An 18,234-nucleotide genomic window follows, 5' to 3' on the forward strand; every position below is an offset into this window, starting at 1 on the left:
ATGACAACAGGATCACGGGGCGCGCTCGGGTAGCACGCCACTGAGCAGGAACGCGACGTTCCGCTCGGTCTCCGTCCAGGCCCTGGTGTCGAGTTCGACGGACTGCAGCAGGGCGCACTCGACCTGATATCCGTGCTCGGTCAGATCGCGTCCGATGAGTTCGGCCGCGTCGCGGGTGGCGGCGTGGGTGACGATGCGCTGCGGGCGCCGGTCGGCGACCGCGTTGACCACGGCCGCTCCCCCGCCGCCGACCCGGACGACGTCGGGTTCGGGCAGGTTCTCCAGCACATGGGGCGCGCCGCCGTGCACGATCTGGAGCTGGACCCCGAACCTGCGGGCGGCGGTCTCGCTGCGGACGCAGGCCGCGAGGTCCCGGTCGACGGCGATGACGGCTGCTCCGGCGCGCGCGGCCTCGGTGGCGAACGCGCCACTGCCGCAGCCGATGTCCCAGACGAGGTCTCCCACCCGGGGGCCCAGCCGGGCGAGTTGGGCGGCCCTCAGCAGATCCGTTTCCCCTTCGCCGAGCGCGACTCCCTCGCCGTACTCCGCGTCGGGCTGCACCCAGCCGCGCGGGCCGGCCGAGGGGTCCCGGCCGGCGATCCAGCCACCGCCCTCGCCCGCGGGCACCGGCCCGGAGGGCCCGCCGATGACGATGACGACGTTGGGGTCGCGCCAGGTGTGGTCGGCGGCCTTGTCGGAGGTGACGACGCTGACCTGCTCGCGGTCGGTGCCGAGTTCCTCGCAGATGACGAAGGTGCGGTGGACGCCCTCCATCAGCAGACCGAGTTCGGCGGGTCCGGCGCCGGGTGAGGTGAGGACGGCGACCTTGGTGTGGGCACGGCACACGTTCACCGCGCGTCGCAGGGTACGCCGGTGTGCGACGACCACCTGTGCGTCGTCCCAGGGCATGCCGGCGCGGGCGAAGGCGGCGGCCACCGAGGAGACGGCGGGAACGACCTCGACCTCCAGCCCGAACTCGGGCGCGCGCAGGGTCCGTACGACACCGAAGAAGCCGGGGTCGCCGTCGGCGAGCACCACGGCGGTGCCGCGGTGGCCGGCGATGCGGCGGGCGGCGAGGGCGACGCTGCCGAGGCGGATGCGCTCGGCGGTCGGTGGCACCTCGGGGAGGGCCAGATGGTGGGCCGCGCCCGCGACGAGCGTGGCGGCGCCGAGCGCGCCTCGTCCCGCGGCCGTCAGCGGCGAGCCGTCCCAGCCGATCACCGTGACCCGGTCGGCCATCGTCGTCAGTCTCCAGGGTTTTCGCAGGTCGTCAGGGTCCGGGCCCGTGGGCGGGCTCCGTGAGAGTACCTGGTGGAGCTGTCCGGCGCGCGACGGGGCGAATCCCGTCGGCGTCAGTTCCAGGAGGTGAAGCCACCGCTCTCGGCGAGTTCCTCGCCCGCGCCTTCCAGGTCCTCCGGGAGCAGGCTCCACACGATGAAGTCGGTGCGCACGTCCGCCCAGGTGCCGTCCTCGGTGCGGACGTGGACTATGCAGGCGTTGCGCAGCACGCCCTCGCTGATACCGCCGATCTTCTGGGCCACCTGCTGGGAGGCGGTGTTGTCGGCGGCGGTGCGGATCTCGACGCGTTCGAGCTTCTGGTCGCCGAAGAGCCACTGGGCCGTGGCGAGCGCGGCCTCGGAGGCGTAACCCTCGCCGCGGGCCCAGGGGGCGATGATGTACGACAACTCGGTCGACCGGATGTGCCAGTTGGTCTTGGTGAGCTGGATGACGCCGACCAGTCGCTGGGTGAGGAACTCGGTGACCGCGAGATCGAGGCCCCGGCCGTCGGTGCGTTCGGCGGGGGCGTACTGGGTGATCCAGTGCCGCGCCGCGTCCTCGGTGAACGGCTGAGGCACGTCGGTCCAGGCGGCGACCTGCTCGTCGTTCATCATCTCGGCCAGGGCGGGCACGTCGTCCTCGTCGAGGGGACGCAGCACCAACCGCTCCGTGCTGATGGAGATGTTGGGGAAGGTGCTAGTCATGCGCCACTCCGTAACCTTCGGAAATCCTTCAGGGCGTGCGAACTGCCCAGCATGCAGCATGAAACCACTGAACCGCACGACGGGGCCCACCCGCGGTGAGCGAGTGGACCCCGTGCGTGGCGAAACGCCGTATACGTGCCGCCGGAAGACGACGGGAACGGCGATCAGAAGGACGGGATGACCGAGCCCTGGTACTTGTCCTCGATGAACTTCTTGACCTCGGGCGACGTGAGGAGCTTGGCGAGCTTCTTCACCCGCGGGTCCTTCTCGTTGCCCTTCTTCACGGCGAGGAAGTTGCCGTACGGGCTGTTCTTCGCGGACTCGAGGACGAGGGCGTCCTTGGCGGGCTTGATGCCGGCCGAGATGGCGTAGTTGCCGTTGATCACCGCGGCGTCCACGTCGTCCAGGGAGCGCGCGGTCTGGGCCGCCTCGACCTCCTTGAACTGAAGGTTCTTCGGGTTCTTGGCGATGTCCTGCGGGGTCGCCTCGCTGCCGGCGCCGTCCTTGAGGGTGATGAGCCCGTTGGCGGCCAGCAGTTTGAGGGCACGTGCCTCGTTCACCGCGTCGTTCGGGACGGCGACGGTCGCACCGCTCTTCAGCGCGTCGGCGCTCTTGACCTTGTGGGAGTAGAGGCCGAGCGGCTCCAGGTGCACCGTGACGACGGGCACGATGTGGGTGCCGCGCTTCTTGTTGAAGTCGTCGAGGTACGGCTGGTTCTGGAAGTAGTTCGCGTCCACCGAGCCGTCCTCGGTCGCCGTGTTCGGCACGATGTAGTCCTGGAACTCCTTGACCTGCAGGTCGAGTCCGGCCTTCTTCGCCAGGTTGTCCTTGACGTAGTTCAGGATCTCGGCGTGCGGGGTCGGGCTCGCGGCGACGACCAGCGGGCCGCTGTAGTCGGCGGAGCCGGAGGCGGAGTCCTTGTCCGAGCCGCAGGCGGTGAGCCCGAAGGTGAGGGCTCCGGCGGCGAGGACGGCGGTGGTGATTTTGGCGGTGTTACGCACGAAAAGTGCCTTTCCTTAAGGGTGGAGCAACCCCGCGATGGGTGGTGCGGGGAAATCCGAAGGGGTGCCGAAGGGGCTCAGACGGTCTTGCCGGTGGCCGTGGAGGCCTTCAGCAGCCGTAGCTTCGGCACCGGGCCGGACTGGCCGCCGCGGCGGTGCAGGGAGCGGGCCGTGTAGTCACCGGCGAACTGGATGAGCGAGATGACGACGGCGAGGATCGCCACGGTGATCCACATCAGCTCGGTCTCGAAGCGCTGGTAGCCGTAGCGGATCGCGATGTCGCCGAGCCCACCGGCGCCGACCGTGCCGGCCATGGCCGAGTAACCGATGAGCGCGACGATCGTGGTCGTGGTGGAGGAGATGAGCGAGGGCAGCGACTCCGGTACGAGGACCTTGCGTACGACGGTCCACGTGTTGCCGCCCATCGACTGCACGGCCTCGACCAGCCCGCCGTCCACTTCGCGGACAGCCGTCTCGACAAGACGCGCGAAGAAGGGGATCGCGCCGATGGCGAGCGGCACGATGGCCGCCTCGCGGCCGATGGTCGTCCCGGTGATCGAGCGCGTGAAGTTCATCAGCGCGACCATGAGGATGATGAACGGCATCGAGCGGGCGACGTTCACGATCTGCCCGATGACCTTGTTGGCCAGCACGGTCTGGAGCAGTCCGCCGCGGTCGGTGAGCACGAGCAGGACGCCGAGCGGGAGTCCGCCGACGACGGCGATCAGTGTGGACCAGCCGACCATGTAGAGGGTGTCCCAACACGCCTGGGACAGCAGCGGCTGCATCGCAGACCAATCAGTCCAGCTCACTTGGCACCTTCCTTCACCAGCGTGGGCTCCTGGCCCACCACGTCGATCTGCAGGCCCTGTTCGCGCAGGAAGCCGATGGGCACCACGTTGTCCTCGTAGCGGCCGGGCAGTTCGATGCGCATCCGGCCGATCTGGAGGCCGCCGACGGTGTCGATGGCGGCGCCGAGGATCGATATGTCGATGTTGTAGGTGCGGGAGAGCTGGGAGATGACCGGCTGGGTGGCGGCCTCGCCGTGGAAGGTGACGTCGAGGACGGTGCGGTCGTCGCCGGAGGCCTCGCCGCCGACCGGGAACAGCGCGGCGGCCAGCTCGGAACCGGGCGTGCCGAGCAGCTCGCTGACGGTCCCGGACTCGACGATGCGTCCCTTCTCCATGAGGGCGGCCGAGTCGCAGATCGACTTCACCACGTCCATCTCGTGTGTGATGAGCAGGACGGTCAGGCCCAGCTGCCGGTTCAGGTCGCGCAGCAACTGGAGGATGGAGCGGGTGGTCTCCGGGTCGAGGGCGCTGGTGGCCTCGTCGGAGAGGAGCACCTTGGGGTCGCCGGCGAGTGCGCGGGCGATGCCGACGCGCTGCTTCTGGCCGCCGGAGAGCTGGGCCGGGTAGGCCTTCGCCTTGTCGTCGAGCCCGACCAGGTCGAGCAGCTCCAGCGCCTTGCGGGAACGTTCCTTCCCTGAGATGCCGAGGATTTCGAGCGGCAGCTCGACGTTGTCCTGGACGGTCCGGGAGGAGAGCAGGTTGAAGTGCTGGAAGACCATGCCGATACGGCTGCGTGCCTGCCGCAGCTCCCGGCCGGCCCGGGGGCCGCGTCCGGCGAGGGCGGTGAGGTCCTGGCCGTCGACCGTCACCGTGCCGGCGGTGGGACGCTCCAGGAGGTTGACGCAGCGGATGAGCGAGGACTTGCCGGCGCCGGACTGGCCGATCACGCCGTACACCTCGCCCTCACGGACGTGCAGATCGACGCCGTCGAGGGCGGTGACCTCGCGGCCGCGGGAGCGGTGGGACCGGTAGATCTTCGTCAGGCCCGTTGTGGTGATCACTGGGATTCCATCACTGTTGAGTACGCGGGCGTGGGTGTGCCCAGGTACGGGAGGGAAAATGTGCGCGGGGCAGCCGGGTCACATACGGCTCACGGCGTACGGACAGGCCACGGCGGCGGCTCGCTTCGGGGCGCGAGGCTCTCGGGTGGTGCGGGGGCCCTCTAGAAGGCGCACATTCGACACATACAACGAGCACCGGGCGTCATGGTCGCCTCGGTCGCAGGGGTGCGGTCGCTCGTCGTGGTCATGCGATCAGTAAACCAGACGGACGGTCCTGACAGGTCGTCGCTGTCCGCATGCTGGACAGTGGCGGACGCCCGTCAGCGGTGCGTCGAGATCTCGACGACGTGGTCGGTGACCAGCGCCGACAGGGCCGAGAGGTCCTGCACCACGAGGTCCGCGTCCAGCTCGTGTGCCGGGTGGGTTGTGGCCAACGCCACGGTGGTCATCCCGGCGGCGCGGCCCGCCTGGAGTCCGGCCGGGGCGTCCTCGAAGACCACGCAGCGGGCCGGGTCGACGCCCAGCCGGCGGGCGGCGAGGAGGTAGGGCTCGGGGTCGGGCTTGCCGCGGGTGATGTCGTCGGCGGCGATCAGCGTCTTGGGCCGTATCCCGACCGCGTCCAGGCGGGCCTCGGCGAGCCGGCGGGTGGCGGAGGTGACGACGGCCCAGCGGTCGGCGGGCAGGGAGTCGAGGAGGGCCGTGGTGCCGGGAAGCAGCCGGACGCCGCCGTTGGGGACGTCCTCCACCTCCAGCCGCTCGACCCGCGCGACGGCCTCCGGGACGAGGTGGGCGGGGAGCAGGTCGGCGACGATCTCCGCGGCGGTCCGGCCGTGCAGTTCGACTCGGGCGAACTCCTCGGTGACGCCGTACTCCGCCGCCCAGCGGGTCCAGCAGCGCTCCACGGAGTCGAGGGAGGAGACCAGGGTGCCGTCGTTGTCGAAGAGCAGGGCTTGTGCGTGGATCGTCATGGTCTAGACCCTACGGCGTACGGCAGGGGTGACGGCGTGCGGCCGTTTCCGCCGTAATAAGGTCACCGCATGCTCAATGCCCTGTTGCTGGTGACCGGAGTCGCCGCACTGCTGCTCGCCGCGTGGTGCGGCTGGGCCGCGTACCGGGACCAGCCGACGAAGGACTGGCACTTCATCGGGATGGCCGTGGTGTCAGTGCTGGCGGTGATCCAGCTGGTGGCCGGGATCGTGCTGCTGGCCCGGGGCGACAAGCCGGCGCAGGGTACGACGATCTTCGTGGCGTATCTGCTGGGCGCCTTCGCGTGCGTCCCGGCGGCGGGGTTCATGTCGCTGGCCGAGCGGACCCGGTGGGGCTCCGTGACGGTCGCCGCGGGCGGTGTGGTGCTGGCCGTGCTGGAGGTGCGGCTCTATGACATCTGGGGAGGGTGAGATGACGACCGTGGAGCAGAGGCCGAAGCGGCTCACCAGTGGGCCGGGCACGCTTCTCGTGTGGTTCTACGGCGTGATGGTCGTCGGGGCGGTGTCGCGATCCGTGTACCAGATCGCGACCGAGTTCGACCGGGCGCCGCTCGCGTACTCGCTGTCGGCGGTCGCCGGGGTGGTGTACGGGTTCATCACGTACACGCTGGTGAGGGGCGGCGAGACGGCGCGCCGAGTCGCCGTGGTGTGTTGCGCGGCGGAGTTGGTGGGGGTGCTGACCGTCGGCACATGGACGTTGGCCGATCCGTCGGCGTTCCCCGATGCGACCGTGTGGTCGGACTTCGGCATGGGGTACGTGTTCATCCCCGTGCTGTTGCCGATCTCCGCGCTGTACTGGTTGCGGAAGGGCGCCCAGGGGGCGGCGGCCTGAGCCTGCTTCTTCGCGGGCGGGAGCTGAAAAGGCCCTGTCGCCGATGTCCATTGATGTACGACGCGCGTGTCACCGTCTGTGTCCGGGACCACGACCCCTCTCCGAAGGCCGGTCCTGGATCCCACAGCCCGGGAGCGAGCGGTGGGGCGATGAGGTGACCGCGACGGGTGCCGGCCAGGCCGGCACCACCGCCGTCACGCTGTCCCGCCCCGGACAACCCCGACGAGCAGCGGAGCCACCGACGGGACCGTGGCAACCGGCGCCCACCCGACCACTCGGCGCGGGGCGTTGAAACTCAAGCCGTCGTCGCGTAAGTGCTCGCCGGCTTCTCCAGGACGATCATCGGGACGCCGTCCGCGCCCTTCGACGTGCCTACCGTTTCGTAGCCGACCCGGCGGTACAGGCGGAGGTTGCCCTCGCTGCGGTGGCCGGTGAAGAGGCGGAACCTCTTGGCGCCGCGCTCCTCCTCCAACGCGCCCTCCGCCGCGCGCAGCAGCCGCGCGCCGATGCCGTGGCCCTGGAGGCGGGGGTGGACGCAGAGTTTGCCGATGGCGGCGGCGCCGTCCTCGGTGACCGAGCCGCGGACCGATCCGACGACCTCCTCGCCGAGTCGGGCGACGAAGACGCAGTCGGTGGCGAGCTCCTGGCGGACCGAGTCGAGGCTCTGGACGAGCGGGTCGATGCGGTAGTTGCCGTACAGCGCCGCCTCGCTCTGGAAGCACAGATACTGGAGCCTGAAGATCTGCTCTGCGTCCTGCTCGGTCGCCACCGAGATGGTCACGCTCATGCCCATGTGCGCACGCCTCCCGCTCACCTGATCGCCTGTCGTCCTCACTCCTATCCCCGTGCTTCGCGGGACGCAACCTCCGGCGTCAACAATCGGCGCAGACATCCCAGACATCTGGAACGTTCCGGCCCCAGACTGCCTTGTGAGATACCCAACTCCCCCGCGATTTCCCGGTATGTCAGGTCCTTCGGGGAGAGCAGGGCCTGGAGGAGCCGGGGGCAGCGGCCGGGGAGGCGGTCGACCGCCTCACGCACGGCACGGCGGTGGGCGGTGGCGAGGACGCGCTGTTCGGGCGTGGGAGCGGTGGGGTCGGCGGGTTCGGTGCCGTAGGGGCGTTCGCGGCGTGCCGTACGGCGGGTGCGGCGGGACTCGGCGCGGACGGCTCTGCGCAGCCAGTCCTCGGGGGCCCGCGGCGGGCCGTGGGTCTCCAGCCGCTCCAGGAGGCGGAGCCAGACGGTCTGTTCCAGGTCGCCGGGGTCGCTTCCGCAGGCATACGCCTCGGCCGAGGCCTCGGCGGTGAGCAGGGGGCCCAGGGCGGCAACCAGGTCGTGCGTCATGTGCGGAACGACGCGGCCGCCCCGGGGCAGGTTGCCGGGGCGGCCGGGAGACACCCCGAACGGGGCGCGGGGTCTCAGCCGTTGACGAAGGCGTCGCGGGCCAGGATCGCGGTGTCGGCGTTGTCCGAGAAGACACCGTCGATGCCGGTCTCGAAGTAGGTCTGGAAGACGGGGAAGACGTTGCCGTACGCGTCCGCGTCACTGCCCTTGCGGTAGGCCGGGGGCAGGAACGGGTTCTCGTTGCGCATGGTGTAGGGGTGGAGGATCAGGCCCACCTTGTGCGCGTCCGCGACCAGCGTGCTCGGCTTGGTGAAGTCGCCGTTGGCGTCCTTCGGGATGACCAGGTCGAGGGTGGGGCCGATGCCCTGCGCGTAGCCGGCGATCTCCCGCAGGCCCTGCGGCGTGATCAGGTCGGCGACGGTGCGCGGGTCGCCGGTCGCCACGAAGTCGTAGGGCTGGGTGTTCGCCCCGGAGAGCAGGACCACCAGCGGGTTGTCGACCAGCGTGTTCAGGCGCTGGATGCTGGTCGGCTCGAAGGACTGCAGGATGACCGGCGAGTTCCGCTTGTCCTTGCCGTACTTGCGCAGCAGCTTCGCGACCCGCTCCTCGAGACCGAGGCCCAGCTTGCGGAAGTAGGTGGGGTGCTTGGTCTCGGGGTAGATCCAGACCTGCTTGCCGCGCTTGCGGGTCTGCTCGTCCTGCCACTCGAGGACTTCCTCGAAGGTGGGGATCTCCCAGCGGCCGTTGTAGAGCGTGTTGTGCGGGCGGTTGGCCGGTATGCGCTCGATCGCGCGCAGCGTCTTCAGCTCGGCGAGCGTGAAGTCCTCGGTGAACCAGCCGGTGGTGGGGATGCCGTCCAGGACCTTGGTGGTCTTGCGGTCGGCGAACTCCTTGTGGTCGGCGACGTCCGTGGTGCCGCCGATCTCCGGCTCGTGGCGGCAGACCAGGTGGCCGTCCTTGGTGGGGCACAGGTCACCGGCCTCGACGATGTCGGCGCCGAGGTCGAGGGCCAGGTTGTAGGAGCCGAAGGTGTGCTCCGGGCGGTAGCCGCTGGCACCGCGGTGGCCGATGATCGTCGGCTTCGGCAGGCTCTTCAGACCGCCGTGGCCGGACCGCTTCGCCTCGGCCGCTCTGGCGGCGCCGGGCAGTCCGAGGACCGCACCGCCGGCGCCGAGCACCGCCGCTCCGAGCAGCGCCCGCCGTCCGGTCGCGCCGTTCACCTGCGTCCGCTCGTTCGAGTCGTTCGTGTTCATGAGCGCCCTTCCTGACCTTCGCCCTTGGATGCCGGCTGATCGTAGGGCTGCCGACATGACCGACGGGAGACCGCCGACCCAACGGCCGGGTGACGCCGTATGGCTGATGGACGGCGCGTCATGACGGCCCGTCGGCGACTTCCGTCACATCGCCAAGGCCTCGCCGCACGCTGTCTTTCGGGCGGCACCGCAGGTAAACCAGCGTCAACAGTGCGTAAGACCTCGGTGAACCGGCCGTACTCGATGTGCGCTCCCCATGGGGCCGCGAGTAATGTCCTCACCTGCACAGACTCATACCGCCCCTCGACATCGGAGGACCCGTTGTCCCGCTTCGCGCTCATCAAGGCAGTGCTCGGACCGATCATGCGCCTGATGTTCCGCCCCCAGGTGGAGGGCGTGGAGCACATCCCGGGAGACGGTCCGGTCATCCTCGCCGGGAACCACCTCACGTTCATCGACTCGATGATCCTGCCGCTGGTCAGCAAGCGGCAGGTGTTCTTCATCGGCAAGGACGAGTACGTCACCGGGAAGGGCTTCAAGGGCCGGCTGATGGCCTGGTTCTTCACCGGCGTCGGCATGATCCCGGTGGACCGGGACGGCGCGAGCGGCGGTGTCGCCGCACTGATGACCGGCAAGCGGGTCCTGGACGAGGGCCGGATCTTCGGGATCTACCCGGAGGGCACCCGCTCCCCCGACGGCCGGCTGTACCGGGGCCGGACGGGGATCGCACGGCTGACGCTGATGACCGGCGCGCCGGTGGTGCCGTTCGCGATGATCGGCACGGACAAGCTGCAGCCGGGCGGCGCGGGCATCCCGCGGCCGGGCAAGGTCACCGTCCGGTTCGGGGAGGCCATGGAGTTCTCCCGGTACGAGGGGATGGACCGGGACCGCTATGTGCTGCGGGCCGTCACCGACTCGGTGATGGCCGAGGTCATGCGGCTGTCCGGGCAGGAGTACGTGGACATGTACGCCACGAAGGCGAAGGCCGCCTGACACTCTTTCGGTGGAAGGGCACGGACCGGGTGTCCGTGCTCTTCTGTCTGCCATCCGCCTGACATCCGCCCACGTCCGCCTGGCGGTGGAATCTGGCCCGACACTTCGGTCATTCCTTCGCATTTACCGGCCATATGAGCACACAGCATGTCTTATTCAGACATGCAGAAACCTTCTCGGCGTACCCTGCTCAGTGCTCCGTTCGCTGCCGTCGGCGCGGGGCTCCTGGCCGCTTGTTCCGACTCGGACTCCCCCTCGCACTCCGGCCCGCAGCACACGGCCGGGACCGCGGCGTTCGTCCCGCAGGGGCCCAAGGGGTTTGTCAACCCGTCGGATCCGGAGGTACTCGCGGCCGAGCGGAAGCGCGGCTCCGGGCCCGTCCGCATGGTCACGTTCACGGCCGCCGAGAGCATGCTGGACCTGGGCGGCCGGTCGGTGCACAGCTGGGCCTACAACGAGTCGGTTCCGGGTCCGCTGGTGCGTGTCACCGCCGGTGACGTCCTGAGCCTGACCGTCAGCAACCGGCTGACCGAGAAGACCACGCTGCACGCGCACGGGGTGCGGCTGCGCTGCGACATGGACGGCGCTCCCGATCTGACCCAGCCGCCCATCGAACCGGGGACGGACTTCGTCTACCGCTTCGTCGCCGCCCACCCGGGCACCTATCTGTTCCATTCGCACGTCGGCATGCAGCCCGACCGGGCCCTGTACGCGCCGTTCATCGTCGAGGACCCGAAGGAGCCTCTCGCCTACGACAAGGAGTGGGTCGTCGTCTTGGACGACTGGGTCGACGACATCGACGGCTCCGACCCCGAGCAGGTGCTCGACCAGCTCAAGCCGGGCGGCTCCATGGGGATGGCGATGGGGATGGGCATGGGCCCCGGCCACGGCAGCCCGAGCCCGCACCGGTCGGCGAGCGCGCCCTCGACATCGTCCAAGTCCAGGAAGCGGATGGGACCCGACCGGGTGCTGCGCGATTCCCACAGCGACATGCTGCACGGCGAGGGGGGCAACGTCGCCTATCCGCACTACCTGGCCAACGGGCGGCTGCGCACCGACCCCTCCGTCTTCCGCTGCAACCCCGGCGACCGCGTCCGGATCCGCCTCATCAACGCGGGCTCCGAGACGGCCTTCCGGGTCGCGCTGGGCGACCACGCCATGACCGTCACCCACACCGACGGCTACCCCGTGCAGCACAAGAAGACCGACGCCCTGCTCATCGGCATGGCCGAGCGGTACGACGTCCTCGTCACCGCCAAGGACGGCGTCTTCCCGCTCGTCGCACTCGCCGAGGGCAAGAAGGGCAAGGCGCTGGCGATCCTCCGTACCGACAAGGGAAGAAACCTTCCGGCGCCGGATGTCCGCCCGAACGAGCTGGACCGCGAGGTCGTGCCGGCCCGCCGGCTGCTGCCGGCCGAGTCCGTCCGCATGGACGACCGGGTACCCGACCGCGACCTGCGCATCAGGATCACGGGCACGATGGAGAAGTACGACTGGGGATTCGACCACAAGCCGTACGACGTGCGGCAGCGGCATGCGGTGCGGGCCGGTGAGCGGGTGCGGCTGACACTCATCAACGCGACCGACATGTGGCATCCGATGCATCTGCACGGGCACACGTTCTCGGTCACCGGGCTGAACTCGGCGGGGGCCCGGAAGGACACGACGATCGTGCTGCCGCACCGCAAGCTGGTGCTCGACTTCGACGCCGACAACCCCGGGTTGTGGATGCTGCACTGCCACAACCAGTACCACTCGGAGAGCGGGATGATGACGGTCCTCGGCTACCAGAAGTGAGATGTCACGCGGACCAGGTGCCTTCCAGTTCCTGTCCCTTCAGCAAGAACCAGGCCGCCGCTGCCGTCGCCAGGAGGACCGCGGCGCCCGCGCCCGAGGCCAGGTGCAGGCCGTGGACGAAGGAGTCCCGGGCCGCCGCCAGCATCTCGGCGGCCGTCTGCGGGGGCATGTCCGTCGCTGCCTGCACCGCCGCGCCCAGGGATTCGCGGGCGGCGGCCGGGGTGCCCGCCGGGGCCGGGAATCCGCGGTAGACGCCCATCACGATCGAGCCGAGCAGGGCGATGCCCAGGGCCGCGCCCAGTTCGTACGCCGTCTCGGAGACCGCGGAGGCGGCACCGGCCTGGTCCTTGGGGACGCTGGAGAGGATCACGTCCGCCGTGACCGTGAAGGAGAAGCCGGCGCCGACGCCGACCACCAGGAGGGCCGCGCCGAGGATCGGGTAGCCGGTGGACTGCGAGAGCGTGGTCAGGGCCGCGAGGGCCACGCCGACGCCCGCCAGGCCGCCGGAGACCACCGCGCGTACCGAGAGGCGGCGGGCCGCCCGGCCGGCCACCAGGCCCGCCGCCACCGCGCCCACGGCGGCCGGGAGTTCGGCCAGGCCCGCCTCGAACGGGTGCCTGCCCTGGACCAGTTGCAGGTACTGGGAGAGGAAGAACACCAGGCCCGACATGCCGAGCACGGTCAGCAGGTCGGCGAGGACCGCGCCGCTGAAGCCGCGCCGGCGGAACAGCCGCATGTCCAGCAGGGGCTTGGGCATGGTGAGTTGACGGCGGACGAAGCCGTAGAGGGCCGCGGTGCCGAGGAGGGCGGTGGCCGCGGTGACTGCGGTGAGGCCGTGGGTCGCGGCCTCCTTCACCGCGTACACGACCGCGATCATGCCGACCAGCGACAGGACGACGCTGATCAGGTCCCAGGGGCCGGGGTCGGGGTTGCGGGACTCGGGCAGCGTCCTGATGCCGACGAGGACCAGGACCACCATCACCGGCAGGTTGATGAGGAAGACCGAGCCCCACCAGAAGTGTTCGAGCAGGAAGCCGCCCACGATCGGGCCGACGGCCGTACCGGCGGAGGCGGTGGCGCCCCAGATGCCGACGGCGAGGCTGCGCTCGCGCGGGTCGTGGAAGAGGTTGCGGATCAGGGCGAGGGTGGCCGGCATCAGGGTCGCGCCGGCGACGCCCAGCAGGGCGCGGGCCGCGATCATCATCCCCGGCGTCGTCGCGTACGCGTTCAGCACGGATATCGCGCCGAACACCGTCGCGCCGCCGAGCAGGATCCGCTTGCGGCCGATGCGGTCGCCCAGGCTGCCCATGGAGACCAGCAGTCCCGCGATGACGAACGAGTAGACGTCACCGATCCAGAGCAGCTGGGTGCCGGAAGGCTTGAGATCCTCGCTGATGTAGGGGGTCGCGAGACCGAGCACGGTCGCGTCGACGGCTACCAGCAACACGGCAAGCACCAGGACGGAGAGCGCGAGCCAGCGGCCCGGGCGCTTCTCCTCCGTCTCCGTGGCGAACGCCGGCCGCATGGTGCTGGTCATGATTCCTCTCTCCGTCGTGCACCGCCGAGCAGCAGCTCGACGATCATGTGGGTGAAGTCCTTGGGGGCGACCCTGCCCTCCGTCACCGCCCAGGCGGCGGAGGCGAGCAGGCCGTACAGCGCCTCGGTGAGCCACGCGGGGGTGAGGTCGATACGGAACTCGCCGTTCTGCTGGCCGCGTCGGAAGAGGCCCGCGATGCGCTCGTCGATGCGGGTCCAGCCCTGGTTCTGCTGCTCGCCCTCGAACAGCTGGTTCTCGGTGTAGAGGAAGGCCAGCAGACCGGCGGCCGGTTCGATCTCGCGGACCAGGCGGTGGACGGCGTCGGCCGCTGGACCCTCGTCCAGGCGGGCCGCGTCCAGGGCCGCCTCGCACTCCTCGATGCCGAGCGCCTCCAGGGCGCGGACGAGCGCGTCCCGGCCCGCGAAGTGCCGGTGCAGGGTGGCCCGGCTGATCCCGGCGGCCTTGGCGACCTCGTCCATGGTCGCGGTGGATTTGCGGGTCAGCAGGGCGGCCGCGCTGCGCAGCACCTGCTCACGATCGAGAGCCATGAGACAAGAGTAACCCATGTGAGACATCTTTGTCTCACAGTGGGCATGCGTGACTCACGGGAGGCTGGTGAGGTGGTGAGGCGTCAGTGCCAGGGGAGGCTGCCGCGGCGCTCCCAGTAGGCGTGCGGCTCCTCGACCAGGGTGGCGAGGCGGGTCAGCTGGTCCTCGTCGAGGTCGACCGCGGCCGCGTGCAGGTTGGAGTCGAGCTGGGTGAGCGTCGCCGCGCCGGACAGGACGACGCCGGCCCAGGGCTGCCGCAGGACGACGGCGAGGGCCACGGCGTCGCAGCCGAGGCCGGTCTCCTCGGCCACGGCCCGCAGCGCGTCGGGGGCGTGCGCGGCGGCCAGGCGGCCGTTGGCCATGCCCTCCTTCACGATCACCGTCAGTCCGGCCTCGTGCGCCTCGGCGAGGGCGGGTGCCGCCGAGGTCTCCAGGGCGTTGTACGTCGACTGGACGGTACGGAAGAGGGGCTCGCCGTCGACCGTGACGGCGAGGGCGGCGCGGATGGCGTCGGCCTGGGCGGGGCCGCTCGTGGAGAAGCCGACGGTGAGGCCGGTGGCGGCCGCTTCCGCGAGGCGGGCGTGCAGCTCCTTGTCGGTGAGGGCCGGGCTGTCCGGGGTCACCGAGTGGATCTGGTAGAGGTCGAGGTGGTCGCCGAGGAGTTCGGCGGTCTCGCCGCGCTGGCGGTCGTAGGTCTGGACGCTGTGGTCCTTGACCTCGTGGGTCTCGGCGTCCGCCGACCAGCCGGCGGTGTAGGTGTAGCCCCATTTGCTGCCGACGACCACGTCGGCGGCGGCGTCGGGGCGGGCGTTGAGCCAGTCGGCGAGGAACTCCTCGGAGCGGCCGTAGGAACGGGCCACGTCGAAGTAGCGGACGCCCTGGGCGTAGGCGGCGTCGAGGAGTTCGTGCGTGCGGTGGCGGAGGGCGCCGACGCTGCGGTCCTCGCCGAGGTCTTCGTCGCGGCCGAGGTTGATGTAGCCGGGACGGCCGACCGCGGCGAGGCCGAGGCCGATGTGGCAGGTCGGCGTGGTCGCGGTCGCCAGGCGGGCGAAGGGCATCGCGGGCTCCGTTTCGGTCGGCTGCGTCGGGCTATTGACCAACGTAACCCGCGATGACCTTTGGTTCGCCGTTCAGCTCGGGTGGTTCGGTGCGTGGGCGGGTGCGGGTGGGTGGGGTTGTTCGCGCAGTTCCCCACGCCCCTTGCGGGGCGCTGTCCCTCCCGGCGCTGAAAAGTTCTACTTCTTCGCGTCAGCCCACTCGTGCTGCTGGGCCACGTTCGCCTTGATCTCCGCCAGTTGCACCGCCACCGCACTCGGCGCCGTCCCGCCCCTGCCGTTGCGCGAAGCCAGGGCGCCCGGGACGTTGAGGACCGAGCGGACCTCGGGGGTCAGATGGGCGCTGATCTTCGCGAACTGGTCGTCCGTCAGCTCGTCCAGTTCCTTGCCCTCGGCCTCGGCCGCCTTGACGCACTCGCCGGCCACCTCGTGGGCCACGCGGAACGGGACGCCCTGCTTGACCAGCCACTCCGCGATGTCGGTGGCGAGGGAGAAGCCGGCCGGGGCCAGTTCCTCCATGCGCTCACGGTTGACGGTGAGCGTGGCCATCATGCCGGTGAAGGCGGGGAGCAGGACCTCCAGCTGGTCGCAGGAGTCGAAGACCGGCTCCTTGTCCTCCTGGAGGTCGCGGTTGTAGGCGAGGGGCAGGGCCTTGAGGGTGGCCATGAGCCCGGTCAGGTTGCCGATCAGGCGGCCCGACTTGCCGCGGGCCAGCTCCGCGATGTCCGGGTTCTTCTTCTGGGGCATGATCGACGAGCCCGTGGAGAAGGCGTCGTGCAGGGTGACGAAGGAGAACTCCTTCGTGTTCCAGATGATGACCTCCTCGGCGAGCCGGGAGAGGTTCACCCCGATCATCGCGGTGATGAAGGCGAACTCGGCCACGAAGTCACGGGAGGCCGTGCCGTCGATGGAGTTGCCGACACTGCCGTGCTCGAAGCCGAGGTCCGCGGCCACCGCCTCCGGGTCCAGGCCGAGCGAGGAGCCGGCGAGGGCGCCGGAGCCGTACGGGGAGACGGCCGTGCGGTCGTCCCACTGGCGCAGCCGCTCCGCGTCCCGGGACAGGGACTGGACGTGGGCCAGGACATGGTGGGCGAAGAGCACCGGCTGGGCGTGCTGGAGATGGGTGCGGCCGGGCATGGCCACGTCGGGGTGGGCCTCCGCGAGGCCGATCAGGGCGTCCTGGAGGTCGGCGATCAGGCCGCCGATCACCCGGGCGTGGTCCCGGAGGTACATCCGGAAGAGGGTCGCGACCTGGTCGTTGCGGGAGCGGCCGGCGCGGAGCTTGCCGCCGAGGTCGGGGCCGAGGCGCTCCAGGAGGCCGCGCTCCAGGGCGGTGTGCACGTCCTCGTCGGCGATCGTGCCGACGAAGGAGCCGTCGGCGACGTCGGCCTCCAGCCGGTCGAGGCCGGCGATCATGCGCTGGAGCTCGTCCTCGGTGAGCAGGCCCGCCTTGTGCAGCACGCGCGCGTGGGCACGCGAGCCGGCGATGTCGTAGGGCGCGAGCCGCCAGTCGAAGTGGACGGACGCGGACAGCTTCGCCAGGGCCTCGGCGGGACCGTCGGCGAAACGGCCGCCCCAGAGCCGTACGTCACCGCTGTTGCTGCTCACTTGCGTTGCTCCTAGAAGAGATACGGATGTGGCACCGCCTCCCCGGCCATGAACGGGGAGGCGGTCGTCACGCTACTGGCTAGGCCAGGTCGCGTCGGGCTACGCCCGCAGTTGACGCTGCGCCGCGATCTTCGACGACAGGCTGTAGATGTCGATGAAGCCCTTGGCCGCGGCCTGGTCGAACGAGTCGCCGGTGTCGTAGGTGGCGAGGTGGAAGTCGTAGAGGGAGGAGTCGGAGCGGCGGCCGGTGACAACCGCGCGGCCGCCGTGCAGGGTCATCCGGATGTCGCCGGTGACGTGCTGGTTGGCCTCGTTGACGAAGCCGTCCAGGGCGCGTTTGAGCGGGGAGAACCACTGGCCGTCGTAGACGAGTTCGCCCCAGCGCTGCTCCACCTGCCGCTTGTAGCGGGCGAGTTCGCGCTCAACGGTGACGTTCTCCAGTTCCTGGTGGGCCGTGATGAGCGCGATGGCGCCCGGAGCCTCGTACACCTCGCGGGACTTGATGCCGACGAGCCGGTCCTCGACCATGTCGATCCGGCCGACGCCCTGGGCGCCGGCGCGCCGGTTCAGCTCCTGGATGGCCTGGAGCACGGTGACCGGCTTGCCGTCGATCGCCACCGGGGCGCCCGCCTGGAAGGTGATCACCACCTCGTCGGCCTCGCGCGGGGTGGCCGGGTTCTGGGTGTACTCGTAGATGTCCTCGATCGGGCCGTTCCAGATGTCTTCCAGGAAGCCGGTCTCGACGGCGCGGCCGAAGACGTTCTGGTCGATGGAGTACGGGGACTTCTTGGTGGTCGCGATCGGGAGGCGCTTCGCCTCACAGAAGGCGATCGCCCGGTCGCGGGTCATCGCGTAGTCGCGGACCGGGGCGATGCAGGTCAGGTCGGGGGCCAGGGCGACGATGCCGGCCTCGAAGCGGACCTGGTCGTTGCCCTTGCCGGTGCAGCCGTGGGCGACCGTGGTGGCGCCGTGCTTGCGGGCGGCGGCGACCAGGTGCTTGACGATCGCCGGCCGGGAGAGGGCCGAGACCAGCGGGTAGCGGTCCATGTAGAGGGCGTTGGCCTTGATCGCCGGGAGGCAGTACTCCTCGGCGAACTCGTCCCTGGCGTCGGCGACCTCGGCCTCGACCGCGCCGCACGCGAGGGCGCGCTTGCGGATGACGTCCAGGTCCTCGCCGCCCTGGCCGACGTCCACCGCGACGGCGACGACCTCGGCGCCCGTCTCCTCGGCGATCCAGCCGATGGCGACGGAGGTGTCCAGCCCGCCCGAGTAGGCGAGTACGACGCGCTCGGTCATGGGTCCCTCCTCCCGTACATCCCCTTGCTATGCATGAGTATGCAGAGGTCTGCATGCTTCGTCAATCCAGCCCGCCCCGGCCACGGAGGGCTTCCGGGCGGTGTCAGGGATTTGTGAAAGAGGCTTGAACAATTGAAACCGCTTTCTCGT

Annotated in this window: 18 protein-coding genes; 4 read left to right on the top strand and 14 right to left on the bottom strand. The window is 70.2% G+C overall.

The window, feature by feature from the left end; translation table 11 throughout:
- Positions 1–12: 12 nt before the first annotated feature.
- The 6 genes from cbiE to AB0N16_RS14625 form a co-directional block, all read right to left on the bottom strand.
- Positions 13–1,239 carry a precorrin-6y C5,15-methyltransferase (decarboxylating) subunit CbiE gene (cbiE, locus tag AB0N16_RS14600; RefSeq protein ID WP_365796544.1) on the bottom strand — a complete coding sequence of 409 codons (1,227 nt, stop codon included), beginning with the start codon at positions 1,237–1,239 and terminating at the stop codon, positions 13–15.
- 113 nt (positions 1,240–1,352) lie between these two features.
- Positions 1,353–1,982, bottom strand: a complete 630-nt coding sequence (locus AB0N16_RS14605; protein ID WP_365796546.1) for a GNAT family N-acetyltransferase — start codon at positions 1,980–1,982, stop codon at positions 1,353–1,355.
- 164 nt (positions 1,983–2,146) lie between these two features.
- The gene (locus tag AB0N16_RS14610; RefSeq protein ID WP_365796548.1) at positions 2,147–2,983 is read right to left on the bottom strand and encodes a MetQ/NlpA family ABC transporter substrate-binding protein; all 837 of its coding nucleotides are present in this window, start codon (positions 2,981–2,983) and stop codon (positions 2,147–2,149) included.
- Positions 2,984–3,060: 77 nt separating this feature from the next.
- Positions 3,061–3,771, bottom strand: a complete 711-nt coding sequence (locus tag AB0N16_RS14615) for a methionine ABC transporter permease (RefSeq protein ID WP_365797117.1) — start codon at positions 3,769–3,771, stop codon at positions 3,061–3,063.
- A gap of 20 nt (positions 3,772–3,791) precedes the next feature.
- A complete protein-coding gene (locus tag AB0N16_RS14620; protein WP_365796550.1) occupies positions 3,792–4,835 on the bottom strand; it encodes an ATP-binding cassette domain-containing protein in 1,044 nt (347 codons plus the stop codon).
- A gap of 320 nt (positions 4,836–5,155) precedes the next feature.
- Positions 5,156–5,803 carry an HAD family hydrolase gene (locus tag AB0N16_RS14625; protein WP_365796552.1) on the bottom strand — a complete coding sequence of 216 codons (648 nt, stop codon included), beginning with the start codon at positions 5,801–5,803 and terminating at the stop codon, positions 5,156–5,158.
- Positions 5,804–5,872: 69 nt separating this feature from the next.
- On the opposite strand from AB0N16_RS14625, the gene AB0N16_RS14630 reads away from it, so the two are divergent.
- On the top strand, positions 5,873–6,232 hold the full coding sequence (locus AB0N16_RS14630) for a hypothetical protein (protein ID WP_365796554.1): 360 nt from the start codon (positions 5,873–5,875) through the stop codon (positions 6,230–6,232).
- 1 nt (position 6,233) lies between these two features.
- Positions 6,234–6,653: a hypothetical protein gene (locus tag AB0N16_RS14635; RefSeq protein ID WP_365796556.1), complete on the top strand. Its 420-nt coding sequence runs from the start codon at positions 6,234–6,236 to the stop codon at positions 6,651–6,653.
- A 295-nt stretch (positions 6,654–6,948) separates the two neighbouring features.
- Here AB0N16_RS14635 and AB0N16_RS14640 read toward each other — a convergent pair whose 3' ends face one another.
- From AB0N16_RS14640 to AB0N16_RS14650, 3 genes are all read right to left on the bottom strand, one after another.
- Positions 6,949–7,446 (bottom strand): GNAT family N-acetyltransferase, encoded by a 498-nt coding sequence (locus tag AB0N16_RS14640; RefSeq protein ID WP_365796558.1) that lies wholly within the window; start codon positions 7,444–7,446, stop codon positions 6,949–6,951.
- Positions 7,447–7,490: 44 nt separating this feature from the next.
- The gene (locus AB0N16_RS14645) at positions 7,491–7,997 is read right to left on the bottom strand and encodes a sigma-70 family RNA polymerase sigma factor (protein WP_365796560.1); all 507 of its coding nucleotides are present in this window, start codon (positions 7,995–7,997) and stop codon (positions 7,491–7,493) included.
- 74 nt (positions 7,998–8,071) lie between these two features.
- Complete coding sequence (locus AB0N16_RS14650; RefSeq protein ID WP_365796562.1) at positions 8,072–9,250, bottom strand: glycerophosphodiester phosphodiesterase; 1,179 nt, start codon at positions 9,248–9,250, stop codon at positions 8,072–8,074.
- 321 nt (positions 9,251–9,571) lie between these two features.
- On the opposite strand from AB0N16_RS14650, the gene AB0N16_RS14655 reads away from it, so the two are divergent.
- Positions 9,572–10,243 carry a lysophospholipid acyltransferase family protein gene (locus AB0N16_RS14655; RefSeq protein WP_089103180.1) on the top strand — a complete coding sequence of 224 codons (672 nt, stop codon included), beginning with the start codon at positions 9,572–9,574 and terminating at the stop codon, positions 10,241–10,243.
- A gap of 162 nt (positions 10,244–10,405) precedes the next feature.
- On the top strand, positions 10,406–12,040 hold the full coding sequence (locus AB0N16_RS14660) for a multicopper oxidase family protein (RefSeq protein ID WP_365796564.1): 1,635 nt from the start codon (positions 10,406–10,408) through the stop codon (positions 12,038–12,040).
- A 4-nt stretch (positions 12,041–12,044) separates the two neighbouring features.
- On the opposite strand, the gene AB0N16_RS14665 is transcribed toward AB0N16_RS14660, so the two are convergent.
- The 5 genes from AB0N16_RS14665 to AB0N16_RS14685 form a co-directional block, all read right to left on the bottom strand.
- The gene (locus AB0N16_RS14665) at positions 12,045–13,577 is read right to left on the bottom strand and encodes an MFS transporter (RefSeq protein ID WP_365796566.1); all 1,533 of its coding nucleotides are present in this window, start codon (positions 13,575–13,577) and stop codon (positions 12,045–12,047) included.
- Entirely contained in the window at positions 13,574–14,125 is a 552-nt protein-coding gene (locus AB0N16_RS14670) for a helix-turn-helix domain-containing protein (RefSeq protein ID WP_365796568.1), read from the bottom strand. The genes AB0N16_RS14665 and AB0N16_RS14670 overlap by 4 nt, the downstream gene beginning before the upstream one ends.
- Before the next feature lie 83 nt (positions 14,126–14,208).
- Complete coding sequence (locus AB0N16_RS14675; protein WP_365796570.1) at positions 14,209–15,183, bottom strand: aldo/keto reductase; 975 nt, start codon at positions 15,181–15,183, stop codon at positions 14,209–14,211.
- 177 nt (positions 15,184–15,360) lie between these two features.
- The gene (gene argH, locus AB0N16_RS14680) at positions 15,361–16,788 is read right to left on the bottom strand and encodes an argininosuccinate lyase (protein WP_365796572.1); all 1,428 of its coding nucleotides are present in this window, start codon (positions 16,786–16,788) and stop codon (positions 15,361–15,363) included.
- 99 nt (positions 16,789–16,887) lie between these two features.
- The gene (locus AB0N16_RS14685; RefSeq protein ID WP_365796574.1) at positions 16,888–18,084 is read right to left on the bottom strand and encodes an argininosuccinate synthase; all 1,197 of its coding nucleotides are present in this window, start codon (positions 18,082–18,084) and stop codon (positions 16,888–16,890) included.
- Positions 18,085–18,234 lie beyond the last annotated feature (150 nt).

Origin of the sequence: Streptomyces sp. NPDC051105, from assembly GCF_040682795.1 — a bacterium.
GTDB lineage: Bacteria > Actinomycetota > Actinomycetes > Streptomycetales > Streptomycetaceae > Streptomyces.

What these genes read in the sequence shown, in the direction of transcription:
- AB0N16_RS14630 (WP_365796554.1), top strand. Translation starts at nt 5,873, where the DNA reads ATGCTCAATGCCCTGTTGCTGGTGACCGGAGTCGCCGCACTGCTGCTC.
- cbiE (WP_365796544.1), bottom strand. Translation starts at nt 1,239, where the DNA reads ATGGCCGACCGGGTCACGGTGATCGGCTGGGACGGCTCGCCGCTGACG.
- AB0N16_RS14670 (WP_365796568.1), bottom strand. Translation starts at nt 14,125, where the DNA reads ATGGCTCTCGATCGTGAGCAGGTGCTGCGCAGCGCGGCCGCCCTGCTG.
- AB0N16_RS14625 (WP_365796552.1), bottom strand. Translation starts at nt 5,803, where the DNA reads ATGACGATCCACGCACAAGCCCTGCTCTTCGACAACGACGGCACCCTG.
- AB0N16_RS14685 (WP_365796574.1), bottom strand. Translation starts at nt 18,084, where the DNA reads ATGACCGAGCGCGTCGTACTCGCCTACTCGGGCGGGCTGGACACCTCC.
- AB0N16_RS14615 (WP_365797117.1), bottom strand. Translation starts at nt 3,771, where the DNA reads ATGCAGCCGCTGCTGTCCCAGGCGTGTTGGGACACCCTCTACATGGTC.
- AB0N16_RS14605 (WP_365796546.1), bottom strand. Translation starts at nt 1,982, where the DNA reads ATGACTAGCACCTTCCCCAACATCTCCATCAGCACGGAGCGGTTGGTG.
- AB0N16_RS14640 (WP_365796558.1), bottom strand. Translation starts at nt 7,446, where the DNA reads ATGGGCATGAGCGTGACCATCTCGGTGGCGACCGAGCAGGACGCAGAG.
- AB0N16_RS14675 (WP_365796570.1), bottom strand. Translation starts at nt 15,183, where the DNA reads ATGCCCTTCGCCCGCCTGGCGACCGCGACCACGCCGACCTGCCACATC.
- AB0N16_RS14635 (WP_365796556.1), top strand. Translation starts at nt 6,234, where the DNA reads ATGACGACCGTGGAGCAGAGGCCGAAGCGGCTCACCAGTGGGCCGGGC.
- AB0N16_RS14650 (WP_365796562.1), bottom strand. Translation starts at nt 9,250, where the DNA reads ATGAACACGAACGACTCGAACGAGCGGACGCAGGTGAACGGCGCGACC.
- AB0N16_RS14645 (WP_365796560.1), bottom strand. Translation starts at nt 7,997, where the DNA reads ATGACGCACGACCTGGTTGCCGCCCTGGGCCCCCTGCTCACCGCCGAG.
- AB0N16_RS14665 (WP_365796566.1), bottom strand. Translation starts at nt 13,577, where the DNA reads ATGACCAGCACCATGCGGCCGGCGTTCGCCACGGAGACGGAGGAGAAG.
- AB0N16_RS14660 (WP_365796564.1), top strand. Translation starts at nt 10,406, where the DNA reads ATGCAGAAACCTTCTCGGCGTACCCTGCTCAGTGCTCCGTTCGCTGCC.